This is a genomic window from Candidatus Uabimicrobium helgolandensis (genome assembly GCF_041508025.1).
Taxonomy (GTDB): Bacteria; Planctomycetota; Uabimicrobiia; order Uabimicrobiales; family Uabimicrobiaceae; genus Uabimicrobium; species Uabimicrobium helgolandensis.
Map to the genome: position 1 here is coordinate 6,171,035 of NZ_CP165719.1, position 26,737 is coordinate 6,197,771.

The 26,737-nt window shown below is 35.1% G+C and carries 18 protein-coding genes; 1 reads left to right on the forward strand and 17 read right to left on the reverse strand.

The genetic code is table 11. The annotated features are described in order from the left end of the window. Nucleotide 1 precedes the first annotated feature (1 nt). From UABHE_RS22910 to UABHE_RS22925, 4 genes are all read right to left on the reverse strand, one after another. A complete protein-coding gene (locus tag UABHE_RS22910) occupies nt 2–1,735 on the reverse strand; it encodes a fatty acyl-AMP ligase (RefSeq protein ID WP_372365621.1) in 1,734 nt (577 codons plus the stop codon). A gap of 11 nt (nt 1,736–1,746) precedes the next feature. After that, a complete protein-coding gene (locus UABHE_RS22915) occupies nt 1,747–2,553 on the reverse strand; it encodes an SDR family oxidoreductase (protein ID WP_372365622.1) in 807 nt (268 codons plus the stop codon). Beyond that, the gene (locus tag UABHE_RS22920) at nt 2,546–6,076 is read right to left on the reverse strand and encodes a thioester reductase domain-containing protein (RefSeq protein ID WP_372365623.1); all 3,531 of its coding nucleotides are present in this window, start codon (nt 6,074–6,076) and stop codon (nt 2,546–2,548) included. Before UABHE_RS22920 ends, UABHE_RS22915 begins: the two co-directional genes overlap by 8 nt. Nucleotides 6,077–6,787: 711 nt before the next feature. Beyond that, the gene (locus UABHE_RS22925; RefSeq protein WP_372365624.1) at nt 6,788–8,014 is read right to left on the reverse strand and encodes a thioester reductase domain-containing protein; all 1,227 of its coding nucleotides are present in this window, start codon (nt 8,012–8,014) and stop codon (nt 6,788–6,790) included. A gap of 148 nt (nt 8,015–8,162) precedes the next feature. On the opposite strand from UABHE_RS22925, the gene UABHE_RS22930 reads away from it, so the two are divergent. Continuing rightward, a complete protein-coding gene (locus tag UABHE_RS22930) occupies nt 8,163–9,638 on the forward strand; it encodes an FGGY family carbohydrate kinase (protein WP_372365625.1) in 1,476 nt (491 codons plus the stop codon). Between the two features lie 15 nt (nt 9,639–9,653). Here UABHE_RS22930 and UABHE_RS22935 read toward each other — a convergent pair whose 3' ends face one another. The 13 genes from UABHE_RS22935 to UABHE_RS22995 form a co-directional block, all read right to left on the reverse strand. Then, nucleotides 9,654–10,223 (reverse strand): CDP-alcohol phosphatidyltransferase family protein, encoded by a 570-nt coding sequence (locus tag UABHE_RS22935; protein WP_372365626.1) that lies wholly within the window; start codon nt 10,221–10,223, stop codon nt 9,654–9,656. An 11-nt stretch (nt 10,224–10,234) separates the two neighbouring features. Next, nucleotides 10,235–11,071, reverse strand: a complete 837-nt coding sequence (locus UABHE_RS22940) for a phosphatidate cytidylyltransferase (protein WP_372365627.1) — start codon at nt 11,069–11,071, stop codon at nt 10,235–10,237. An 8-nt stretch (nt 11,072–11,079) separates the two neighbouring features. Continuing rightward, on the reverse strand, nt 11,080–14,502 hold the full coding sequence (locus UABHE_RS22945; protein WP_372365628.1) for a cytochrome P450: 3,423 nt from the start codon (nt 14,500–14,502) through the stop codon (nt 11,080–11,082). Nucleotides 14,503–14,523: 21 nt separating this feature from the next. Beyond that, the gene (locus UABHE_RS22950) at nt 14,524–15,330 is read right to left on the reverse strand and encodes an SDR family oxidoreductase (RefSeq protein ID WP_372365629.1); all 807 of its coding nucleotides are present in this window, start codon (nt 15,328–15,330) and stop codon (nt 14,524–14,526) included. 117 nt (nt 15,331–15,447) lie between these two features. Next, nucleotides 15,448–16,086, reverse strand: a complete 639-nt coding sequence (locus tag UABHE_RS22955) for an AMP-binding protein (RefSeq protein ID WP_372365630.1) — start codon at nt 16,084–16,086, stop codon at nt 15,448–15,450. A gap of 8 nt (nt 16,087–16,094) precedes the next feature. Continuing rightward, a complete protein-coding gene (locus UABHE_RS22960) occupies nt 16,095–16,901 on the reverse strand; it encodes an SDR family oxidoreductase (RefSeq protein ID WP_372365631.1) in 807 nt (268 codons plus the stop codon). Between the two features lie 416 nt (nt 16,902–17,317). Next, on the reverse strand, nt 17,318–20,572 hold the full coding sequence (locus tag UABHE_RS22965; RefSeq protein ID WP_372365632.1) for a protein kinase: 3,255 nt from the start codon (nt 20,570–20,572) through the stop codon (nt 17,318–17,320). After that, entirely contained in the window at nt 20,569–22,080 is a 1,512-nt protein-coding gene (locus UABHE_RS22970) for a sigma 54-interacting transcriptional regulator (RefSeq protein WP_372365633.1), read from the reverse strand. The genes UABHE_RS22965 and UABHE_RS22970 overlap by 4 nt, the downstream gene beginning before the upstream one ends. A 339-nt stretch (nt 22,081–22,419) precedes the next feature. Continuing rightward, complete coding sequence (locus UABHE_RS22975; protein WP_372365634.1) at nt 22,420–22,593, reverse strand: hypothetical protein; 174 nt, start codon at nt 22,591–22,593, stop codon at nt 22,420–22,422. A 200-nt stretch (nt 22,594–22,793) separates the two neighbouring features. Next, a complete protein-coding gene (locus tag UABHE_RS22980; RefSeq protein WP_372365635.1) occupies nt 22,794–23,660 on the reverse strand; it encodes a formylglycine-generating enzyme family protein in 867 nt (288 codons plus the stop codon). A 128-nt stretch (nt 23,661–23,788) separates the two neighbouring features. Continuing rightward, complete coding sequence (locus tag UABHE_RS22985; protein ID WP_372365636.1) at nt 23,789–24,655, reverse strand: formylglycine-generating enzyme family protein; 867 nt, start codon at nt 24,653–24,655, stop codon at nt 23,789–23,791. Between the two features lie 86 nt (nt 24,656–24,741). Further along, nucleotides 24,742–25,608, reverse strand: a complete 867-nt coding sequence (locus tag UABHE_RS22990) for a formylglycine-generating enzyme family protein (RefSeq protein WP_372365637.1) — start codon at nt 25,606–25,608, stop codon at nt 24,742–24,744. A 683-nt stretch (nt 25,609–26,291) separates the two neighbouring features. After that, complete coding sequence (locus UABHE_RS22995) at nt 26,292–26,648, reverse strand: zinc ribbon domain-containing protein (RefSeq protein WP_372365638.1); 357 nt, start codon at nt 26,646–26,648, stop codon at nt 26,292–26,294. Nucleotides 26,649–26,737 lie beyond the last annotated feature (89 nt).

Below are 26,737 nucleotides of genomic sequence, written 5' to 3' on the forward strand. Positions count from 1 at the left end.
CCTAACTTACTTTTTGGGTTTTTGTGTAGAGTGGATTTCTTACAATATTGAAGGAAGATTTTTGTTTGCGATATATTTCCTTGCAAGCATTACGTTGAATTTTTCCGCTTGTCGTTTTTGGTAATATCCCTTTAGGTAGAAATACAATTTCAAAAATATTTACTTCACGACTACGAGCGACGCGATTAAAAATTACACGCGCAATCAAATCTGTTGATGCATTTTCCTCCGTTAACTGGCTAAAAACAATTAAACGTTCTTCGTCATCAATTTCTAACGAAAACGCTGCGACGAAATTATTCTTTACACCACTAACACTTTCTACTGTGAATTCTATATCTTGAGGTGCGTGATTCTTACCATGAATAATAATCACATCTTTGCTACGCCCGGTGATATATATCCGCCCTTCATATACAAAACCAAGATCTCCTGTTCTTAAATACGGACCTTCACCATTTTCTAGATAAGCACTAAAGATTTCTTTTGTTGCCTGTGCATTATCCCAATAACCACTAGCTGTTATTTTTCCTCGAACCCACAATTCGCCAATTTCATCTTCATTGCACAATTCACCATCTAAGTTTACTATAACAACTTCTGTATCTAGATGAACTTTACCGCACGCCACTACTTCTGTCTTTTTTACCTCACTATCTTCTGTCACAAACTCTAATTGATTCTTTTGAAACTTATTTAAGTCTAAATATTTAAAAATAGGTGCTTTTTCTACTTCCCCACACGAAATATCTAGAGTAGCTTCAGCCATTCCGTAAGAAGGATTAAAATACTCTAAACGAAAACCACAATGAGCAAAACACTTACTAAAATTCTCAATAGTAGATTTTCGTACTGGCTCTGCAGCATTGACAATTCCTTTCCAGTTACTTAAATCAACAGATTGGTAATCCGATGCGCAATATGTTTCAACGCACAAATCAAAAGCAAAATTAGGTGCTGCGCTCCAAGTTCCTCCATATTTGCTAACTGTTTGCAGCCATATCGCTGGTTTGCGAATAAAGCTAATAGGCTCCATAAGGTATGTCGTAAAACCTAGATAACAAGATTGTAATACTCCAATAATAAGTCCCATATCATGAAATAACGGTAACCATGAAACACTTATATCTTCTTTAGAAAGATTAAAGCCTATTCTTAAATACTCTCCTTGGGTCATTAAATTATCATGCGTTACCATCACACCCTTTGGAGATGATGTTGATCCAGAAGTATACTGTAATAGAGCTAAATCATTTCCATTTATTTGCGGTTTTTTCCATGCTGGAATGCTCGTACTATCAGTTTCATCTACCGCAATAAAATGTAAATGCTGCAACTCTTCTAGTGAAGATACATCCCATTTACATTTTTGCACAACGCTAGAACTTGTTATCGCGCAAACTGCACCGCAATCGGAACTAATACCTATCATTCGTTCTAATTGAGCTTGATTACGCGGAGCATACATCGTAACAGCAACAGTATTTGTATAAATGCACGCAAAAAAAGCGACAATATAATCAATATTGTTCTCAAGAATAATAAGTACTCGATCTTGAACCTTACTATTTACTTGTAACTGTGCTGCCAATACTTGAATACGTTGATCTAATTGCTCATAAGTTACTCGATCAGCTTCTTCGCCTCGTTTATCTAAAAAAACATAAGCAATATCATGTGGCTGCGTAGATGCTCTGTAAGAAATAATTTGTTGATAGTTGTATTTTTCGCGCATAATTTTTCTTTCTATAGATATTTTGAGGACATACCACCGTCTAAAATAATACTCGCTCCTGTGATATAAGAAGCTTCGCCGGAACATAAAAACAATACCGTATTAGCGACCTCTTGTGGAGTTGCCATACGTCCAAGAGGAATTGATTTGTTAATTTCAGCATCCAACTGCTCTTTTGTGATTCCATAAAATTGCGCAAGTTCTTCAAAATATGTATGAATCATCTCGGTATCAAAAAATCCTCCACCTAACGAATTAACACGAATGCCATTTTGCGCATATTCTTGGGCCGCCGATTTACTCATCGAATCAACACCACTTTTAGCAATAGAATAAACAGAAATAAACGGCCAACCACCTCCTACTCCAGAAATGGAAGAGCTATTGAGTATTGCATAATCGCCTTTTCCTTGTTTTAGCATCGTTTTGATTTGATATTTCATGCACAACCACACCGATTTCATACTAATATTCATATGAGCATCAAAGTGCTCTTCTTTTACATCGGCAATAAGAGCAACTCCATCATCGTGCTTACCAAAATTATTGAATGCCACATCTACACGTCCATAAATTTCAACGGTTTTATCCATTAAGTTTTTAATATCTTCATGAGAACTAACGTCTGCCCTAACAAAAGTAGCCTCTCCCGAGAACGTCTTGATCTCGTCTACAACTTTTTGACCATGCTCTTCGCGGCGACCGGAAACAATAACTCTTCCACCTTCTTTAGCAAAAGCAATTGCCGAAGCTTTACCAACACCAGATGTAGAACCTGGAATTACAATTACTTTATCGAGAAATCTTTTTCTAGACATTAGTAAACCTTTCTTGTCCTTGATAGTAACCCTGCTTAATAAAATAGTCAGTGTATCTTTCCATAAGTACCAATTGATCTGGACATTCAATGCCACTCCCAGCAATACCATCTAAAAATTGAGTTTTATCCGTTGGCGGAAAATAAACTTGTTTTTCGGAAAGAGCGCGAATAAAGTCTACAAATGGAAACAAAGCATTTTGACGTAATGCTTCACCTTTCTGACTAAGAAGTTCTTTTTTCCAAACATCCCAAGGGAGACCGCGAATATTAAAGCCTGCATCTTGGTGCCACTTAACAAAATCAACAACTGGGCGCGGGTTTGGATGTAATGAAAAATACGCTTTACCTAAACTATTAGGGTTTAAGGCGATGTGTATAATTGCTTTCGCTAAATAATCAATAGGGACAATTTCCCAAGTAGTATCAAGTAGTGGCCAACTTCCCATTTGAATACATCCTTTCAAAAAGCAAGGAAGAAATTCATCTAACTTATGATATGTACCACTTTCACTTAATCCTGAAACCATTCCTGGACGATACATGCTTGCTGGTATTTGCCGTTCTTTCATAGCTAACCATACCATTTTGTCGCCTACAAATTTCGACTGTTCATACCCATTAAGTAAATCTTCACTATGTGCCAGTTCCTCGGTTTCATAAACTAAATTTCCTCGTGGATAACCTGTAGACATTATAACGCCAAGCGTCGATATAAAATGAAGTTGGATAGGGTGAGATTGGCTAGTTGTAAGACGAAGTATTGTTTCAACAGAAAAAACATTTGCTTTTTCTAAATATTGATATGGATAAACAAAATTCACCCAAGCTCCCGAATGAAAAATAGTATCTATGCGACGTCCAATATCTGAAAATTCTTCCAGAGAAAGACCAAATAATGGCTCTGTCAAATCTCCTAATACAACGTCAAGTCTGCTGCTATATTTTTCTTTCCACAAACTATAACGCTCAAGATTACTGCGCACACGGTCTATGCCATCTTCTTTTGTTGCTGCTCTAACAAGACAAATAACATTAACTGTCGATTGTATAAATAATTCAGAAATTAAAAATGCACCGATGTATCCCGTTGCACCTGTAATAAAGACATTTTTCATCGTAAGATTTTTAAAATTGCAGGGTTGTCCCATTATGTCTTCAGGAACTTTAGCTTCATCTTCTAATGAGAAAGTATCCATGAGTAGGCTTGGTTTTTTGCCATTTTTCACATCATCTATAGCTTGTGCTAATCCTGCGATAGTAGGTTTTGGAATAGTTTGTAGAGAAATAGAATCAGAAACACCTAGATCCCACATTTTTGCAAAGACCTCAGCTGCGCGCAACGAATCACCACCTAATTCGTAAAAATTATCATATATTCCAACTTTATCCATGCGCAGTACATCACACCAGATAGTCGCTAATTTCTTTTGCCAGCTTGTACGTGGAGTAACGAAAGGTGTAGAAATGGAAGGGCGTTTTATTTTCGAAACAGAAGTAACAGAACCTAGTATTTTTGTTATATCTCCTCGGAAATTTGCGATTTCTTGTAGCCCTTCCGAGAAACCTTGAGCGGCTACAGTTGAATTTTGCAATTTTCGCTTATTATCTACACTTCTTTGCATTTTTGCTTTTTGAATTATCTCGTTAATTTTATTTATGTCGATAACGATTTGCTGTTTTTCACCTTGTAAAGAGAGTGATGAATCAAGACTAGAGTAAAAATTGTATAGCGGTTCATTGCGCTCGGATGGTACAAAATCTAAACACAGATGTGTACATTCATTTTTACGTGCAAATTTTGCGAGTTCTTGTAACATGGTAGTTTCTACTTTACGCCCCAAAACACGGCAGCTCATTAAGAACGTTTCGCAAATAACATCCTTTTCTTGTATTTCGCACACCATCAGTCCCACAAAGCCGTAATCTCCAAATTTATCTTTTACATCTACAGAGAAAACTTCAAAGCGAGAGTTTTGTAGTAAATTGTAAATATCTGACTCAGACCTGCGGATGGTTGTTGCATTAAATTGGTTTGTTCGTTGTGTGAGTTGCGCAGCTCTAGGAAGTTTTTTTTCTACTAGTGGTTCGATATTAATCTCTACCTGCAACTGCTCTAAAAAATCATCAAAACGAACAACATTTTCTTCTAAGTCTTTACGTTGTTTATTTTCAATATACATTTGAGTGCGTTTTTTATCTTCAGTTGTTGCTGCTGTTGCTAATTCTAAAGGCCAAAAATGGCGTACCGTCGACATTATTTTGCTAGAATTTTTTGGTATATGGAGTACGCACACTTGTGGAAGTGTACTTTTAACCTCCGCGCATTCTGCTGGGTTGTCATCGATAAAAATAAAACTATTAAGCCCTAGTTGCAATTCTTCAGACATTTGCTTTATGTTTTGCGATTTAGGTTGCCAGTTAACGCGTGAGGTAACAATGTGTTTTTCTTGCAAAATCATGTTGGAGTTTTTTTCAAAAACTTCTTGCACATCTTGTTCTCTATTTTTACTAGCAATGCACAATATTTTTCCGCTCTGCATTTGTTCGATCATAAATTCTTGTAATTCTTGAAACGGTTTTGAAATCTCCACTCCGTCATAACCATCCTCTCCGCAAACACCACTCCACAGCGTATTATCACAATCAAGAACAATCACTTTATGAGGTTGTTGTAGGGAAAGAAATATTTTTTTACTTAATTCAATCGCCATCGCAGCGAAATAGTTCTGAGTAAAAGGAATGTGACCGAGTTGATCGCGCGCTTCGTCATAAACTCTACCAATCTCATAACTTTTGTCCAACTTGCGAAAATCTAAAATCTGAATATTTTTGCATTTATCAGCAATGCCAAGAATTTTTTGATCCAAATGTTCTAATATATTTGATATACCAAGTTTTCTTATATGTGAAGATGAATGAGGACAAAGACCTAAGATTAATTTAAAACCTAAGTGTTGAGCAGCATTTTCTAAAGCAGCAGTAAATTCATCTACTGTTTCTATTACTTTCTTACTAGTAACACTTTTACTAAAACGAAACCAGTCTTCAATACGCACGAGCATAATATTTGTATCATTACTTCTGAACAAAGAGCTTTGAGAGTTTAAAAGTTCTTGAAAGGTTTGATTGTAGCCTGCAAAACTAAGTAAAGGTCTATACATCAATTTTTCAAAACAATAAGTGAGAATTTCTTCCACTGGCTCTGCTGTAAAACTAGCTGTAATATGAATAGTAATCTCTGTTTTCGATTCTTGACTTTTTTTAATGTTGTTTTTTTTATGTAATACTTCGAATTGTTTTGCCATTTTTTGCAGATTCTCATATTCATACATGAGAGTCGGTTCGATATCAACGTTAAGATTTTCTTCTAAAGTTGCAGCTAAACGTACCACATTGATAGAATCAAGGGCATATTCTTCTAAAGATTTTTCTAAAGTAATTTTCTCCGCACCAATACCAGATCGAAGTGCTATTTCATTTTTAATAATGTCACAGATTTCTTCATAATTATATGTTTTCATATTTAGCTTTCCGCTTTATAGATACTTTTATTAAGTTACCCAGTTTGATTAAAAGCGAAATCTGTGCCAAATAAAAACTACGGACAAAGTTTGTCAATCTAGACAAGAGAAAAAGTGCTCTAATCTATTAACTTTATTTAAGTTAAGAAAAAAAAGCGCAAATTTTTATTCTTAAAAATTAAAAATCTTTTTATATTTTGAAATAAAATAAGCGCGAATTCTGCGCTTCAAAAAAACAAGAACCAAAGCCCCTCGATCTCTCTTTCATAACACATACATTTAAACCCGCGTAAGAAAGTAACTAAAACTTCTGACTTGCTATTTCGATTTATAGCTTCACTCCATCTCTTTTGCAGAATTAATGTTATGTAAGAGAAACAAAACTAAGTGACTTGACAAAAGTAGTTACCCGTTGAATGCAGGTCTTTATTTTTATAGCGAGGCGCGACGATGGCGCACAGCCGTAGCTGCGTAACTGAGGAGCAACAAAGCTAGAAAAGAACAATGCCAATGGGTAAATACTTTTGGCAGGTTACTTAATACTCAAAAACACCGAACTTACTAGAAAAATAAATATCGACGCGCCCTAATAAAAAAATTTAACGCGAAAAATGAGCATCTTAATAAAAAAATAACTTCGCACACCTAAAAAGCTATAAAATATCAAGCTAGCAAAGCTGCTCATTTGTCGCGCACAAAACCAAAACGGCCCTAAATCATTCCAGATTTAATGAAGTATAAAAAATAAACTTCTAATAATTCCTTTACAGAAAGACATTCAATAGAATCATTAGCCATCCCTTGATTAACATTACTACAATCAAACTTACATGAGAATATATCAATTTCTTTCCAGTTCTTTACCTTATCACGCATTCCTTTTTCAGTCATAAATAGAGGTGCCACTAAGTTTTTTGAATTTATATTTGTTGCTATAAATGCCCACCAATCCTCAACAGGTATCATTTCAACATCATAGCCCTGAGCATTTATCCACTTAAATAAATCACTCCATAAAATTGGGTTTTCATTTACTAGATGAAAGTAACGATTAATGTTATTTGGATTAATTGATAACTTAACCATAGCTTTACTACAATAATCAACAGGAGTAAAATGAACATAGGTACTCGTAATAGGAGCTTTTTGCAGTAATACGCAAGTCAGCAAAACACGAACAATAAAATCATAGTGATTCATAACGCCAGATTTTTGGCTTCCAGAAATAATTCCTGGTCTGTAAATAGAAATAGGTAATCCGCGTAAGCGTGCTTGTTCACAAATGCTTTCCGCCACCCACTTACTTTGAATATAGCCCAGTTTAATTCCCATCCCTTTGCCATAAATAGGCTCTTCATAAATCACACTTTTCTGTCGATAATAAGCCGACCTTGCAATAGAAAAAGAAGAAACATAGTGCACTGGTTTTGTTTTATTACGACATGCAAAAAGTAAAATTTCGATTGTTCCATCAACATTTACAGACTTCATTGTTGTGTATGATCTAAAATAAACAACAGATGCCCCAGAATGGTAAATCACATCAATACAATTGCTCAAATCCTCATACAAATTCGTTTTCCAGCCAAAATTCTTTTGACTAAGATCTCCAAGAACAAAATGTATACGCTTAAAATCAACCCGCGCAAAAAGTCCATACTTTTTCAAATTATCTTCTAATCTAACTCGCGCTTGTTCTTCACTACTCGAACGAATCAAACAATATATATTTGCTGTTGTTTCTTCCAAAAGATCCACCAAAAGATAAGCGCCAAAGAATCCCGTTGCACCCGTTAGCAAAATATTACGAAAAAGTGCATGTTCATAATCAAATTCTAAGTTGATCTTTTCAGGAAGCTTCACTTCTTGACTAAAATCGCGTTGATAAAATTCAAATTGTTCAAAGTTACAATTGGAATTATCTATTGTATTGCTCATTGGTTCCTCGTATTTTTTATTATTTTAATGATATTCTTAAACAATAATATGCAATAAAGTACTATCTACAAATAAAACTAGAAAATATTCTAGCTCTAGTGTTAAAATATAGGTTCTTTGTTTTATAAAAATAGCTATGGGAGCAAAAATGAAAAAATATATACTTGCTATAGACCTTGGTAGTACATTTGCGAGAAGCATTATTTTCGACAAACAATTTTTTCCTATATTTAAAGAAGAGCAGAGCATAAACCCCCATTTTTTAAGTAATGGTCATATTAACTATAATCTTGAAAAAGTGTGGGATGCACAGTTGAAAACCATTTTAAAAGTAATGTCTAAAGTTAATCCAAAAGAAATTGCCGCAATTGGAATAGCAAATCAGCGACAAACAACAGCAATGTGGGACAAAAATGGAAACTCTGTGTGTGAAGCTATTAGCTGGCAGTGCCAAAGAACAATAGACATATGTAAAGATCTAACAGAGCAAGGATTAGAATCTGAAATTACTGCAAAAACAGGAACAATACTCAGTACAGTATTTGCAGGTCCTAAAATTAAATGGCTACTAGAAAATATCGATGGTTTAGCAGAAAAAGCTATCAATAAAGAAATTCTTTTTGGAACACTAGACTCTTGGCTTATATACAAGTTAACAAGCGGACGACTGCATATCACTGACTACAGCAATGTTTCATCTACTATGATTTTCGATATTCACAACAGACAATGGGATTCTTTTCTTCTCGATTTATTTTCTATTCCACCGGAAATTCTTCCGCAAGTTGTTCCTTCTAGCCAAATTTATGGAACAACATCCAGCGAAATAATTGGTGCCGAAATACCCATTGCTGGTATTGCTGGTGATCAACAAGCTTCTTTGTTCGGACACGCATGTTTTGAAAAGAGTACACTGAAAAATACATACGGAACGGGCGGTTTTACTTTAGTAAATACAGGTAGCAAAGCCATTCCTGCTGCTAATGGATTAATATCGGAAATTGCTTGGGTAATCGAAGACCAAGTAACTTACGCGTTAGAAGGAGTTCTTCCCGTTTCCGGTGCCGTAATTAAATGGTTAAAAGAACAAGTGAAGATAATTAAAAATATTAGCGATAGCGAAAAATTAGCTTTCGAAGTAAACACTACAGAAGGTGTATATTTTGTACCTGCTTTAGCAGGAATAGGAACACCATATTGGGATATGAACGCCAAAGGAACTATTTGTGGTCTGACTTTTGGAACTAATACCAACCATATCATTCGCGCAGCTCTAGAGGGGATGTGTTATCAAACCCGCGATTTAATAGAAGCCATAACCAAACTTACTGCATTTTCTCCCAAAAAACTTCGAATTGATGGGGGAGCAAGCAACAATAAATTCATATGCCAATTTCAGGCCGATATATTAGGCATTCCTGTTGAAAAATCAACTGTAGCTGACTCTACAGCTCTTGGTGTAGCTTATCTTGCTGGTTTAGCTGTGGGGTTTTGCAAAAGCACCAAAGACATACAAGAAAATTGGCGTTGCGAACAAATTTTTTCACCGCAAATAAACGAGCAAGATAGAGAGTTACAATACCAAGGTTGGAAAAATGCTGTTGCAAAAACTAGATTACATTAATATCCATAGATTTTATTATTCTCGTTTCATTGTAAACACTGACTTTATACTATTATCAGGTTCTGAAGCAATCGTGAGAACAATTATTTCTTCTATTAACGTAAGGCAAACTAAAATAGAATATACTAAAAACACAGTAAAATAATTATCAGACCACAACATATACGTAAGAACTGGATAATTAATAAAATTAACAATTTTGCCCGAAATTAGATGTAAGGCCATTTTATCTTTAAATTTGATTAATCGTATCAATCTTACCCATAACAAAAATATTACAATTATTATAAACAACACTGCACACTCTATAATTTTTTCTGGTATCATGATATACAACAGAGGTATTGTCAAAAAGTGAACCATATCATCAGCAACTCGGTCTAAATAATTTCCTAGTTCAGAGCACATATTTAATTTTCTTGCAACATAGCCATCTGCCAAATCACTAATAATCATGTATATAAATAGTACTGAAAAAAGCATTTTATTATTTAAAAAAGCGGCATATGCCAAAAATGGAAACACAAAAAAGCGGCTAAGTGTTATTAAATTTGGAGGTTTAGATAATTCTTTCCATGTAGACATTTGTTTTATCCTCAAATGAAATATGTTTTAAATATGTACAAAAATGGCCCTGTAAAAAAAATATTATCACATCGATCTAGCATTCCACCATGTCCTGGTAAAAAACTACCGAAGTCTTTTACTTCTAATTTTCTTTTTAAAGCGGAGACCACTAGGTCTCCAACATTTGCTGTCAAATATAACATTGCTGTCAGAACTAAAACTTGCATTTGCGAATATTTACTTAAAATAGGTATGTAAAAATACAACGCCGCAGCAGCTACAGAGACACCTACAACTCCAGAAATATATCCAGAAATAGTTTTGTTTGGGCTAATTTCAGGAAAAGGCTTTTTCCCACCAATAGCTTTACCCAATGTATGGGCAAATATATCATTAAAAGATACCACTAAATACAAAACAATTATCATCTCAATACCTTGGTGCTTAGTGATAAAAAACAAAGACATCGCTCCATAAACAATGAAAAAAATAGCAAAACTATAAGAATAGATTTTTGATGTTGCTTCCATAAAAAAAGCAATAAAAACCACACAAATAAACGGAAGTAGAAATAATACAGCAAAAATTTCATAACGCAGTAATAGCAAAACGGTCATTGCCGCACACAAGAGTGTCCACTTAAAATTGATATTCATGAGTTTTGCTTGTTCATACAAAGAAGGCACTGCTAAAAACAATAACCAAGCAACAAATGAGTGAAAGTTCCATAACAACGAAAGACACAGTAAATGAACTAGTACAACCATGGTAAACCATTTATTTATACTCTTTTTTTGGGAGAAAAAATAAAAAGGCGACCAAATCAATAAAAAACAATGGAAAAAAAGATAAAATTTTAAAACCATAGTACAAGCTACCTTTTCGTAAAGTTCATATATACAGGTTTTCGCGGATGAAGTGTAAATACTGTAGATAAGCTAGGTGGTTCTGAAACTAAGTTTATATTAAAATTCTCAGTAATCATTGATAAAATTATTGCAATTTCATACATAGCGAATAATCCGCCACTACAAAATCGTTGCCCTAAGCCAAAAGGTAAATATCCCTTAGTTTTATAAATATTTTTATTATTATGAAAACGTTCAGGAACAAATTGCTTTGGGTTTTTCCACACTTGCGGATGACGATGAATTATATAAGGGCTTGTTAGTAGAAAAGATTTTTCGGGTATTTCATAACCTTTTATATGTGTATCAATTGTCGCCTGACGTCCAACATACCATACAGGAGGGTATAATCTTAAAGATTCACATATGACTGAATTTAGATAAGGATTTCGTTCTAAAATTTTATCATTTTGTTGTGTATCAATAGAATTTTGCAATTTCGCATACTCATTAGGATTCTCGGAAAGTAAATATAAACTCCAAAACAAAGCGCTTGCTGTTGTTGCAAAACCTGTAGATATTAATGTTACGGCCACATTTCGTAGATGTTTTCTCTGTTCTTGTTTACTCTTGTTTTTGAGATAATCAGATTGTAAGTACACAGCAAATATATTGGAAGAATCTGTCGTCTCTATATCTCCATCAATTATACTGTAAATCAACTGATCTATTGTTGCAATGAACCTCTCATAGCTTTTTTCTCCTAAAATTTTATTACTTTCTAAAGGATTTAGCAAAAAATGGACAGGAACATCCCAAAAATATTCCATTTGATCAAAAGCATCAAGAAGTTTTTTTAAAGTTTTTTTATCCTCTAAACCAAATAATTTCTTTGATATCACTTTTAAGGTAATCTCTTTCATATCAAAGAGTAGATCTACAGATTGAACAGCTGACCATTTATCAATGTAAGGAGCAGTGATTTTAGAGATTTCAGGAACGAATTTTTTTATTTGTATTTTTGAGAAAAATGGCTGCGTTAAACGACGTTCTTGTTTCCACTGAGTGCCTTCGCTATTAACCAAATTACGCTCACCCATTAGGTATTTAAAAGGTCCCCAGACATCACCGCGAATAAAGTCATTTTTTCTTTTTACAAAGATATCTTCAATATCTTCAGGATTAGAAATCAAATGAAAAAGTTGATCCCCCCAGTAAAAACGAACAATATCTCCGTAATCACTTCTTAGATTTTCAAGATATGAAAAAAAATCTCCTGTTGATTTTTTCAAAATATAACTTTTACTTTTTTTGCTAGGGCCGGGGGCTTTATTGTTTTTAGGAGCCTCTATCTCTATTTCTTGCGCTATTTCGTTCATAGTTTTGCAGATTTTATTAGCTAAAGATTCTAATTTTGGCAACTCAATAAAAGTATCTAAATCAAATTCACAACCAACTAGCTCATCAATTTTTAATTTAAACTCAACTAGCTTCATAGAATCAATATTCATATCTTTCAAAGGAACAGAAAAATTAATGTCATTAGCTTTTCTTTGTAAAATGTGAGCTAAAACAAGAGATAAGTACTTTTCTATATATTTCAACCTTTTGCGATATGGCATTGCTTTAACAAGTTTACTATCTAAACCAAGAATATCATAATTTTGATGATACTGTTTAGTTGCTATTATTTGCAATTTTTTGCCAATATAGCGAGATCTACATTCTTGTCTTTGTATTTTTCCACTTGTAGTCTTAGAAATAGACCGAGGCAATACCAATACAATTTCATATGGAGAAACACCATGATGATCATAAATATTATTATAGATACTATCAAAAATAGTATCTAACACCTCAGTTGTTTCTTTTACTTCCTGAACAACAACAAGTCGTTCCTCTCTTTCAATATTAATAGCAAAAGCTGCTCCACATCCCTTACGAATAGCAAGATGACTATTTTCAATAGTAAATTCAATATCTTGAGGATAAAAATTTTGCCCTAAAATAATAATAAGGTCTTTAATTCTACCTGTTATGAATAATTCATTTTCGCATAAAAATCCTAAGTCGCCTGTCCGCAGATAAGGACCATCATTATTTGCTAAGTAGGCCGAAAAAGTTCGCTCAGTAGCAACCTCGTTATTCCAATAACCATTTGCAACACTCTGACCTTTAAGCCATATTTCTCCTTCAGTCATGGTCTCGCATATTTGACCATCTTTAACAATAATTACTTGGCTACCAACAATTGCTTTTCCGCAACTAACAAGTGGCTTATTACCATTAAAAATAGGTGATACTTTTTTAATAGTACCTCGCTCGGATTTAGTATATAAAACGCTTGGACGATTGTTCTTGCTAGGAATTGTCGCAGCAACTGTTGACTCGGCTAAGCCATAACACGGACAAAAAGAATTTTTCGCAAATTTATAGGGTGCAAAGGTTTCGCAAAAACGTTCAATAGTCTCATGCCGAATAGGCTCAGCGCTATTAATTGCGGCTTGCCATGAACTAAGGTCAACATCGTTAGACATTTTATCAAAGTGTTTAATACATAACTCATAGGCAAAATTAGGCGCAGCTGAATGAGTTGCCCTTTTTTCAGAAATAATCTCTAACCATTTATATGGTTTTTGCAAAAAATCTAAAGGAGAGAATAAAGTGGATGAAAATCCGGCGCACAGAGGTAAAAAAGTACATCCCATAAGCCCCATATCATGATAAATAGGTAACCAACTGACTATCACAGAACTGCTCTTTAGGAATAACATATTTTTTATTGCCATTACATTATCTATGATATTTTCGTGTGTTAAAATAACTCCCTTGGGATCACTAGTAGAACCAGATGTATATTGCAGTATAGCAATATCTGAGTCTTTGGTTTCTAGTGATTGCCAGCTACTAAAAAAACTATTGTCTATCTTACAAGTATCAATCCATATTACTTTTCCCCAATCAGGCAATTTAATAATGTTGTACTTTTCTAGCAATTTTTGCGAAAATTTATTGATACCTGGTAGCTCTGCAATCTTATGAACAGTTTGGCTTTTTTTTACTGATGATAAAACAATACTATCCGTAAGAATACAAGAAGCAGAACAATTTTCTAATATAGTTTTTAACCTTGCAATTGCCCTTTCAGACACGGGAGGATGTACAGGAACAGCAATTAACTTCGCATACATACAAGCAAGTATAGCGCATACATATTCAATACCTGTCGGGTACATAAGAATTACTCTTGCCTGTTTTTCTTTAATATTTTGTTGTAACACGGCAGCAATCGCTTTTGCCCGCAAAATAATGTTAGAAAAACTAATAGTCGAAGTCTGCGTAAAGTTTTTTTCGATAAATTCAAACGCAATTTTATCCGAAAATTTTTGCGCATTTCCCTCTAGAATGTCTACTAAACTGATGCTTGTGCTCCTTTCAAGAAAATTCAATTAATCGCATTATCAATATTTTTATAGATACTTTGAAGACATACCACCATCAATAATAATGCTCGCACCTGTAATGTAAGAAGCTTCCGAAGAGCACAAAAATAACACAGTATTTGCAACTTCCTGAGGTGTAGCTAACCGACCCAGAGGAATAGACTTATTAATTTGATCATCTAATTCTTTTTTTGTAATTCCATGAAATTTTGCAAGTTCTTCAAAATAAGTATGGATCATCTCTGTATCAAAGAAACCACCTCCCAAAGAATTTACCCTAACACCATCTTGTGCGTATTCTTGGGCTGCCGATTTGCTCATTGAATCAACCCCGCTTTTAGCAATAGAGTACACCGAAATGAAAGGCCAACCACCGCCAACACCGGAAATAGAAGAGCTGTTAAGGATAGCATAATTTCCTTTTTCTTGTTTGAGCATCGCTTTGATTTGATATTTCATACACAGCCACATTGACTTCATACTAATATTCATATGCGCATCAAAACATTCTTCTTCATAGTCCGCTATTAACGCAATGGCTTCTGTATGCTTACCAAAATTATTGAAGGCTACGTCTATACGTCCATAGATGCGAATTGTTTCATTTATTAAATTTGCAATATCATCGCGAGAAGCCATATCAGCTCTTACAAAAGTTGCTTCGCCCGAAAATGACTTTATTTCTTCAATAACCTGTTCACCACAATCTTCGCGTCGTCCAGAAACGACAACTTTTCCACCCTCTTTGGCAAATGCAACAGCCGATGCTTTGCCTACACCTGATGTTGAACCAGGTATAACAATAACTTTATTTTCAAATCTTTTTCTAGACATAAGTACTTTTTCTTTATATGTGTTTTTTTATTTCCAAATAGATCAAAGCAAACTTCATGCCTTTAAAAAAATAATGACAAAAAATGCTTTTAAAAGCATATAAAATCTACCGATCAATTAAAGCCGAGATAACGGAAGCCATGTAACACTGACATCTTGATTAGATAAATCAAAACCTTCTTTTAGGCACTCTCCTTGTACCATTAAATGACTATGAGCAACCATAACTCCTTTTGGCGTTGAAGTTGAACCAGATGTATATTGTAGCAAAGCCAAATCACTATGTTTTATTTCTGGTGTTTGATATTTTTCTTTGCGACCATCAATTTGATCAACCAGTATTAAATTTAGTTGCTGCGATTCTACTAAAGAAGATATATTAGAATTATGCTTTTTAAGAGCTTGAGAATTCGTAAGTAGACATACAGCATTGCAATCATCACTAATGTTTTTCATACGAACTAACTGTATTGTATTGCGCGGTGTATGCATTGTTACAGCTACCATATTTGTATAAATACATGCGTAAAAAGCAATTAGGTAATCAATGCTATTTTCGAGGACAATAAGTATTCTATCTTGCGCTTTACTGTACAATTGCAATTTTGCAGCTACTATTCTGATGCGTTCATCTAACTCTTTAAACGTTACTTGGTCTTCTTCTTCACCTCGCTTATTTAAAAATACATAAGCAAGGTTATTGGGCTGTTTTACAGCCCGTTGCGAAATAATTTGTTGATAATTGTATTTTTTCATTACGAACCTTATAAATACTTTGAAGACATTCCACCATCAATAACAATGCTAGCACCTGTAATGTATGAAGCTTCAGAAGAACAAAGAAACAATACAGTATTTGCTACCTCTTGAGGTGTTGCTAACCGTCCAAGTGGGATAGAGCTATTAATTTGCTCATCTAATTGTTTTTTCGTAATTCCGTAAAATTGCGCAAGTTCTTCAAAATAAATATGAATCATCTCTGTATCGAAAAAACCACCACCTAAAGAGTTCACTCGAATTCCTTTTTGAGCATATTCTTGGGCAGCAGATTTACTCATCGAATCAACTCCACTTTTGGCAATCGAGTATACAGAGATAAAGGGCCAACCACCACCAACACCAGAAATAGAAGAACTATTGAGAATCGCATAGTCTCCTTTTTCTTGCTTAAGCATTGCTTTTATTTGGTGTTTCATACATAGCCACATGGATTTCATACTTATATCCATATGTGCATCAAAGCATTCTTCATCGTAATCGGCTATAAGTGCGATCGCTTCATCGTGTTTACCAAAGTTATTAAAGGCTACATCTATACGCCCATAAATACGTATTGTTTCATCTGTTAATTTCTTAATATCATCACGAGAAGCCATGTCTGCTTTTATAAAAGTCGCTTCACCAGAAAACGATTTAATTTTGTCAATAACTTGTTGCCCGCGATCTTCGCGACGTCCAGAAACAACAACTTTTCCTCCCTCTTTAGCAAATGCAATAGCAGATGCTTTACCAACTCCCGAAGTTGAGCCAGGAATTAGAATTACTTTATCCTGAAATCTTTTTCTAGACATAAATGTTTCCTTCTCGATTTAGAGTTTTGTTTGAGTAATACTTACTTTATTAAGCAAAGTTTATGCCACAAAAATAAAACCATTTTTTATATACGCATGTAGTGACCTTAGCGCTTCTATAAGTTGTTTTTTAGCAATAGAATAAGGGAGTTGACCTTACGTTGATTAAATTTGTTTTGTATGAATTGAGAGGGGGGATGCCAGAAGAAATGCGATAAAAAGGGCGAAACCTGAGCATTACAGTTATTGTAAATACCGCCTGTAATGTACAGTTTTAAGCAAGTGTGTATCTAAAAAAAGGGACGCGCGCAAAACGAGCGGATTGATGGTGTCTATATATAAATATCTATTTGAGATAGAAAATACAATGATTGTAGAGTAGCGCGTTCGGCGAGCGTAATTATTTGATGGTTGTTTTAGTCCGATGTATAAAAAGTCAGATCTTCTTTTATACGCAATTCAAATAACAATTCTGTTAGCCGCTGAGGTGATTCATCGAGTACGGACTCTATAAACCATCCTGGAACACGTGAATTTAGGTCGAAAAACGATTTTTTGGCAATCTTTTTAGAAGAAAGGGGAAACTCTTTGTGCCAGCTAGGAAGCTTTTTTATGGTGTAATTAGGAAGAGGAGGTAGTTTTAGAACTACAATATGGTCAGTGAGGCATGCTGCAAAAAAACCTTGAGAGGAAGATACCATCGCACGCGTACGTACCCAACCATAGTAAAAGTCTTTGATGGTATATCCATAGTTTGCGTTTACTAAACGATACCGAAAATCAGCGTATATAAAGTTTTTGTAATAAGGAGAAAAAATACAGCTATTTCCATTAGGAAAACCGATTTGATACTCCTGTTTTTGTTCGCGAATATTCCAAAAATGTATATTGTGAAAGTTGCAAACCATAAGTAGCTCGTTATTAGCAGAAAAGTCTAAACGAGGTGGATGTTCTACATCAGGGGCATAGGATAATCGTTGCAATAATTTATTTTCGACGATATCACCAACGATTGTTTCAATGGTATTTGTTAAGGCAAACATTGTGCCATCATGAGATAACACAAATCCCTTGATTGGAGTTTTACTTTCAAATATTTTGCGCGATTTTTGAGTATTTATATTAAATAAAAATAGTTTGTTTCTACTGGCATAAGCAATAATATTTTCATCCAAAGGATGAGGTTGCATAAAACGAGCAATAGATTCAAGTTTGTATGACGCAAGAACTTGATTATTTTGCCATAGGCGTAGTTTATTATCCAAACAAGTTGTAAATAAAACGTTTTGGTATTTGCTAAAAGCAATATCAGTAACAATATCTGGGTGCAAAATCTCAAAATGTTTCTTGTAAGTGTCTAGGCCCCATAAATCAACTTTTTTTTCGCGACTTTCTAGGCATGCAAGAATAGAAGAGTCAAAATTAATATCCAGAAGTGAAAAAGCATCTACATCTTTTATTTTAAACAAACGTTTACTATAAAAAATTTTGAAACAAGTAGTGTCATTTTCACTGATCACTAATATTTGTTTGTCATCTTTTGTAAATTTTAGATCCATCCAAACGCCGGCAGGGGCTTCAAATCTCTGAATAATACGTCCTAAATCCATGTCCCAAATAAAAATATTACCGTAAAAACAAGATGCAAACATTTCCTTCGATTTTGAAACAGCAACGGTGTGTCCTACCTCTGGTACTGAAAAAATTTGCTTTTGATTGTTTATTTGCCAAATTTTTACAACTCCTTGCACTGTTGCGGAAATAATCTGATTGTTATTGACAAATTTTAGAGAACTTATCATATTATTATGCTCTCCAATTATTGTTGTTTTACCAGAGTGAAAATCAGCAATAACGATTGTTTTATGATTACTATAAGCAAGTAATGAATTGGTGTTAGAAAAGCAAATTGCATTAATGTCTTTTTTCTCGTTGTATGTTTTGAGTAATCTATTTTTAACAATATCCCACACACATATATCACTTTGTCTATGGTTATAAAAAACTAGATATTGGTTATTATAACTAAATTTAATTTTGTAAGCGTTTTCTTTTATGGGAATCACGCGAATCTGTTTTTGTAATGAAATGTCAAAAACGCGTATTTTCTTGTTATCGCAAAATGCTAAAAGAGTGTTATCTTTACTGAAGTAAGGTGTCAAGTGACCTTTTGTAGAGTCGTTAATCGAGAATAATTTTCGGCCAGTTTTTCGTTCATAAAGACTAAAGTTCTTACTTCTTTTTATTCTATACTTCTCGTTAAAAATTTCTTTCTTTATATTTTTATGCCAAAGTATGGAGTACTGTAGTAAATTTAATTGGACTAATTCTTTGCTATGTTTACGTAGCTGTTCTACTTTTTTTCCATCGAGATTTAGAATAGATTGTAAAGAGCTTCCCGCGTAAACACCTGATTTTTGCCACTGCTGATTTTTATAAGCTCGCTTTGCCTTTGAAAAAGCAATCTTGGCTATACGAATATTTGCTTGTCGCGCAGTGCGCTCACTTTGCTTTGAAAAGCGTTGAATGGATATAATATAAAAGTTGAGGATAAAAAAAATAAGAGCCATAAATATAAACGAGACGATAGTTGTTAACTTATTACGTTTCGCCCATTTTTTGGCTTTTTGCCATTTACTTGTGGGTTTAGCAACGATAACTTCGTGGTTTTTAAAGCGTTCAATGTCTTCATATATCTCTAAAGCACTTTGGTAGCGTTGCCCAGGATCTTTCTGTAAACATTTTAAGCAAATGGTTTCGAGTTCTCTTTCTATTTGAGGATTAAGTAACCTGAGAGAAATTGGCTCTTTGAATAAAATGGACTTAAAAATTTCAAAGTCATTTTTGCCAACAAAGGGAAGTCTTGATGTCAGCATTTCATAAAACAAGATTCCAAGAGAAAAAATATCGCTGCGGCAGTCTATTTTAGAGCCTTGTGTTTGTTCAGGAGACATGTAGTTGGGTGTCCCAAGAACATTAATTGTAGAAAAATGTATATGGCGTTTTTTAGCAATACCAAAATCCAGAAGAATAGGTTCCTGTTGCTTTGAAATCATTATATTTTCTGGCTTTATATCTCGATGAATGATGTTATTGTTATGTGCTTCGTGTACAGCAGTACAAATTTTTTGAAAAGCATTGACTTGTGCACTAAGCTTTTGTGTAGTAAACCACTCACGAAGATTTGGGCCATCGATGAAATCCATTGTCAGGTAGTATTGATTTTCACATTTACCAATTTCGTAAAATTTAACAATATTACGATGATGTAAATTGGCAAGTATTTGTCCTTCTGTTAAAAATCGTTTAGCAATTTTTTCTGATGAACCGAGCGATAGAATTTTAAGAGCTATTTCTTTATTTAAGTTAGGATCAAAAGCACTATATATTTTTCCCATTCCTCCTCTACCAATTTCGTTGTGCAAAGTAAACCGTCCAAATAAAGTGGTATTGTTTATCTCGATAGTAACATCAGACTCCTCATGTATATTGACAATAATATCTTCAGCAACATATCCGCGAATAATGAGTTCTTGTTTTAACCATTTTATCGCTTGCTTTTCATCTAAATTTGGTGAGCGTTTAGCCCACGTTTTGTGAACTAAATTTAGAGGTACACCACATAACTTTAGCTCGTGGACTAAATGTTGATAGTGATTACTTTGCTTCATTTCTTATCCAAACATTCTTGTTTTATTTTGTCCCAAGTATATCCCACATCATAAAGCCTTCGGCGAAAAGCATCTCTTTTCAAATCAAAACTTTTTGCAACATCAATCAAAGTAGCTTTTGGGTTTTTAGAAAAGATGTATTGCATTCGATTTTTGATTATTTTTATTCTTTCTATATTAAGTAAATCTTCGAAAGAACCATCTTGCTTTTGTAATGGAGCTACGTTTTGCAAATGAGGAGGCAACTCTCCCATAATAGAACAACGACGAACACAATTAGCAAGCTCCCTTATATTGCCAGGCCAGCTATATAGGTTGAAAGCTGCCAGCATATCAGAAGTTATATTTTTTTGGCGCTCTGGACTTAGTTGTTTACAAAAATAGTCAACTAATTGGTTAATATCTTTTTTTCTCTCGCGAAGCGGAGGGATTTCAAGCCGAATGCCATCTAATCTTTGAGCAAGCTCCGGCAAAAACTGCTGTTTTGGCATTTTTTTGATATCGTGAATACTTGCACTAATAATACGAACATCTACCTGGATATTTTCTTTTCCACAAACACGTCGAAAGGGCTTTCCCTCTAAAACGGTAAGCAAAGCCGATTGCATAGGTAATGATAATTCAGAGACTTCATCTAAAAAAATAACTCCGTGGTTTGCAAGTTCAAAAAGACCGACTTTACCTTCTTTACCAACATTTGTAACGCCAGAATTAGGGGCAATTCCGAAAAACTCCGCTTCGCACAAATTATCGACAATAGCTCCACAATTAACTTCAATAAAACTAGCACCACTACGTTCGCTGTAACGATAAATAGAGTGTGCAAGTAAGGACTTTCCGGTACCCGATTCTCCTTGTATATATATAAGGTCGTTTTTATCGGAGTATTCAATTATTTTATCCAAATATTTTAATAACTTTAAAAAAGTATGACTTTCTCCAGTGATATCGGAGTAGGAATATTTTAGTTCTGATCGTTGGTTTGTACTTTGGGGCTTAGCCATTTCTTTCAGAAGATCATTTTCTTCTTCGTATGAAATAACGTTTTTAGTCAATTGTGATATCTGAAAAAAAGTAGGTAAGCTTATAGCTATAGCTTCTAAGAAATGTGAAAGAGAGTTTTGTTCTATCTCCGATAATTTTTGTTCTGTCTTACTAATAAAACAATATAAAGCAGAACGAAATATCATTTCATTATCTGTTACAAATAACTTTTGTTTCTCATATTCTTCTATACTTGAAGAGTACTTTTGCCATAAAACAAGATCTATTTTAGTTAAGGATATTTGTTTCTCAAATTCAGTGAGTAAGTTATCTCGATAATTCCAGCTGATAAAAAATTTGCAGTGAGTTAATTGTGGTGTCATTATGCAAAAAATGATCTCACACAAAGAAAATCTTTCCGCTAACAATTTAACCAATGACAGGTAAATATCTCTGGGGGAAGCTGTACTTGCAGCAACTCTTAGCTTTTGTAATATCTCAGTCAATGTTGGTGATTTTTTCACAGTTGCTCCTCAAATTACTAAATAATCATGAAACGAAGTGTACCAGATTGTTTAGTAATTGTTAAGAGGAAAATGAGTAAATGACAGCTTTACAGGAGAGATAGAGGAAAGTGCAATGAAGAATAGAACAATTTTACAGATATGGCTTAATCGTTGTCTAATGTTTTAGATATTGTCGATAGCGATAGATATAATTATCAAATGTTTTTTTCACAAAAACTTCCTCACCACTACGAATTACTCCGCCCTTGTGTTGTGCCTTGGTACTCTCATTCTTGTCTCTACTTGAATTTCTCCCTTTCCATCACTACTACAGGTTCCCAGGTTCCATATAAAAGCCTAAATCAAGTTCATGTCACCTTTATGCCGGATGCTACCAATACAGTAAACAGGTTTCTTATTGATTTTTCCTGGTCTAGACTCGCTCATCCCAGTTTTGACATCATCTTTTATGCCTTTCGACATGTCTTCGGTGATTCGCTTTCGATCATCTCCTTGATTTTCACTTGGCATATTTTGTTTATACCTTTTCCTTAACGCTCACTACCATAACTCTTTATTACAGCAGCTTAAGGTGGTTTGGAATCTTCTCCTGCAAGTTGATTCCGAGGGCCTTCCCTCATCTTTTATACAGCACTTTTATCATATTTCAATATGATAAAGTTCATGGCCCACCGAGTCTGGCATTGAATTAGTTGGACAGCTCCGCTGCATTATTTCTCTGACCTCAGGCAAAACCGAAAGCCAATAATGTCGAGGCAATAACCGGGCATGAGTCCGGAGCGGTACGCCGACCGCATGAGCCAAGACGAACTGAGCCCCCAACTACCGCCACGGAAGATACGGACAGAACCACTAATGGCTCCAACAGGATCTGTTGTTACCGAAATATCATATTCATCATACCAATCACTACACCATTCCCACACATTCCCGTGCATCTCATACAATCCCCAATTATTGCACTCAAACGATTTTACTTCTACTGTTGATTCTCCCCTATAATTCACTTGGTTCGTTGTAATACTTTTACCAAAACTAAACGCTGTCGTTGTTCCTGCGCGACATGCATATTCCCACTGTGCCTCTGTTGGCAAGCACAATTCCAAGTCTAACACCTCCTCGTTTAGTTTCTCCATAAACACACTGCAATCATTCCAACTTACCATCTCTACAGGATTCTTATCACTTTTAAACTTACTCGGATTACTTTCCATTACCGCTTCCCACAATTCTTGAGTACATGCTGTTTCTGCCAACCAAAATCCTTTGCTAATTGTCACTTGGTGTTGTACTTCTCCTTCTTGCCGATATTCTTCTGTTTCTGGAGATCCCATCATGAACGTTCCTGGTCTTATCCAGCGCATTACTTGGCGCACGTTTTTATAAGTAAACGCCATCCACAACCCGTATTCATCTCGTCCCCAATCGTTAAACCATCCGCGAAATGAACAGTTGTCAAACTCTGTTCCTGTAAAATTTTCACCGTCAACACAGCCTAAATAGAACGTGCATCCCATATATTTGGTGTTTGCCTCTACTTCTTTTAATGAATTCCCTTTTACTATTCTTTTGCTCATTGAAGGCTCCAAAATTCATTTGTAGAACTGTACTTTTATATCGATATTACTTAGTTCTATACTTTCAAGAAATGTCTTCCCGACGGCTCCGCCGTCTCCTATACATTTCTTCTCACAGCTCCGCTGCTTTATTTCTGTGGCCTCAGGCAAAACCGAAAACCAATGTCGTCGTAGCGGTAGCCGGGCATGCTCCTGAAACGGTGCGCAGAGCGTACGTCCCCCCCGGATGAGTAGTCCCAGCTACCACCACGCATGACACGGTAAGAACCACTAATAGCTCCGGTAGGATCTGTTGTTATCGAAATATCATAGTTATCATACCAATCACTACACCACTCGTATACATTCCCGTGCATCTCATACAATCCCCAATTATTGCATGCAAACGATTTTACTTCTACTGTTCTTTCTCCATCATAATTCACTTGGTTTATTGTAATACTTTTACCAAAACTAAACGCTGTCGTTATTCCTGCGCGACATGCATATTCCCACTGTGCCTCTGTTGGCAAGCACAATTCCAATTCTGACACCTCCTCATTTAGCTTTTCAATAAACGCATTGCAGTCATCCCAACTTACTCTCTCCACAGGATTCTTATCGCCTTTAAACTCACTTGGATTATTTTCCATCACCGCTTCCCACAATTCTTGAGTACACACTGTCTCTGCTAACCAAAATCCCTTACTAATTGTGACTTGGTGTTGCATTTCATCTTTATATCGACTTTCTTCTGTTTCTGGAGATCCCATCATGAACGTTCCTGGTCTTATCCAGCGCATTACTTGGCGCACGTTTTTATAAGTAAACGCCATCCACAACCCGTATTCATCTCGTCCCCAATCGTTAAACCATCCGCGAAATGAACAGTTGTCAAACTCTGTTCCTATAAAATCTTCACCGTCAACACAGCCTAAATAGAACGTGCACCCCATATATTTGGTGTTTGCCTCTACTTCTTTTAATGACTTCCCTTTTACTATTCTTTTGCTCATTGAAGGCTCCAAAATTCATTTGTAGAACTGTACTTTTATATCGATATTACTTAGTTCTATACATTTCTTCTCACAGCTCCGCTGCTTTATTTCTGTGACCTCAGGCAAAACCGAAAACCAATGTAGTCGTAGCGGTAGTCGGGCTCGTCCCCGTCGCGGCACGCGGAGCGCACGAGCCCAGACGAATTGAACCTCCAGCCACCGCCGCGCATGACACGGTCAGAACCACTAATGGCTCCGGTAGGATCTGTTGTTATCGAAGTATCATAGTCATCATACCAATCACTACACCATTCCCACACATCCCCGTGCATCTCATACAATCCCCAATTATTGCACTCAAACGATTTTACTTCTACTGTTGATTCTCCCCTATAATTCACTTGGTTCGTTGTAATACTTTTACCAAAACTAAACGCTGTCGTTGTTCCTGCGCGACATGCATATTCCCACTGTGCCTCTGTTGGCAAGCACAATTCCAATTCTGACACCTCCTCGTTTAGTTTCTCCATAAACACACTGCAATTATTCCAACTTACCATCTCTACAGGATTCTTATCACTTTTAAACTTGCTCGGATTACTTTCCATTACCGCTTCCCATAATTCTTGAGTACATGCTGTTTCTGCCAACCAAAATCCTTTGCTAATTGTCACTTGGTGTTGCACTTCTTCTTCTTGCCGATATTCTTCTGTTTCTGGAGATCCCATCATGAACGTTCCTGGTCTTATCCAGCGCATTACTTGGCGCACGTTTTTATAAGTAAACGCCATCCACAACCCGTATTCATCTCGTCCCCAATCGTTAAACCATCCGCGAAATGAACAGTTGTCAAACTCTGTTCCTGTAAAATCTTCGCCATCAACACAGCCTAAATAGAACGTGCATCCCATATATTTGGTGTTTGCCTCTACTTCTTTTAATGACTTTCCTTTTACTATTCTTTTGCTCATCTCAAACTCCACTTGAATTATTTTCCATCACTGTTTCCCCACAATTCTTTTTTTGCCAACTAAAACCCACTATAATACGCCCACAAAACCAGGGGGTGTCATGATTCAGTACGACATACTTTATTTTACAATACGCGAGTAGTATTGAGTCCGAGCCCGTTTCCGAAAATTTTCTAAAGCGGTAGAAAGTAATTTACTGGTTAAAAACTAATTTTTTGCGGTTGAAAAAGAACTTATTTCTTTGATCAAATTCTTAATAAAAGCTTTAGAAACGGGCTCGCAAACAGGTCGACCTTGAAAAAACAGACTGTATTTTGAATGATGACACGCCCTAGCTAGACCAAAAATATTAAGAAATAAGAATAAATCATAATATAGCCAAAGATAAATCTAACAAGAATGAATTGAAATGGTAATAACACCTAAAACTTATAAAGAATAAGCAAGTAGCCGAAAAATTACGCGAACATTGGTTTATATACAAGAAAAAGCCAATGAGTACTTGGAGTTTGCGCACAAAAACAAGTTCTATAGTCTGTTATTCATTGATTGATAGACTATACAGAGAACTGGAAAAGTACAATCAGAATACGGATAGCTAAAAGCTTGGAGAGTTTTAATTACCAGGATAGGTTAATAGTTCACGAAAACATGATCAAATAGTACATTTAATGAATTTTCATTTAAAAAGGAGTGATTCTTTTGGGGAATACTACTATGCCCTCTATCCCGTTAGCAAAAGCATTCGGGATTGCTTTTCGAATAATGTTTGCTGCCCCGTTGATATCAGCATTAAGCAAAATATTTTGTTTAGACCTAAATAGACCTCGTTTAACACGGCGTCCCAAATAATTTTGATGTTTCTTGATCGGTTCACTATCTAAAAAAGAACATTTAGAAATGTAACTTTCTTCTTGAATAAGAACTTCAATACCAGCAAATTGGGCCTTGTAGGTAAGTTGGTTAACAAACTGAGAATGGGGAATAGAAACAAAATTTTGATTATCTTTTGCCAATGTTGATCTGTTACTTCCAATCATCGTTTTTGCCAATAACTAATGTTCCAATACTTTTCTCAACTAGCAATTTAATGATATAGCGACTAGATTGATGAAGGTAAGTGACTTGA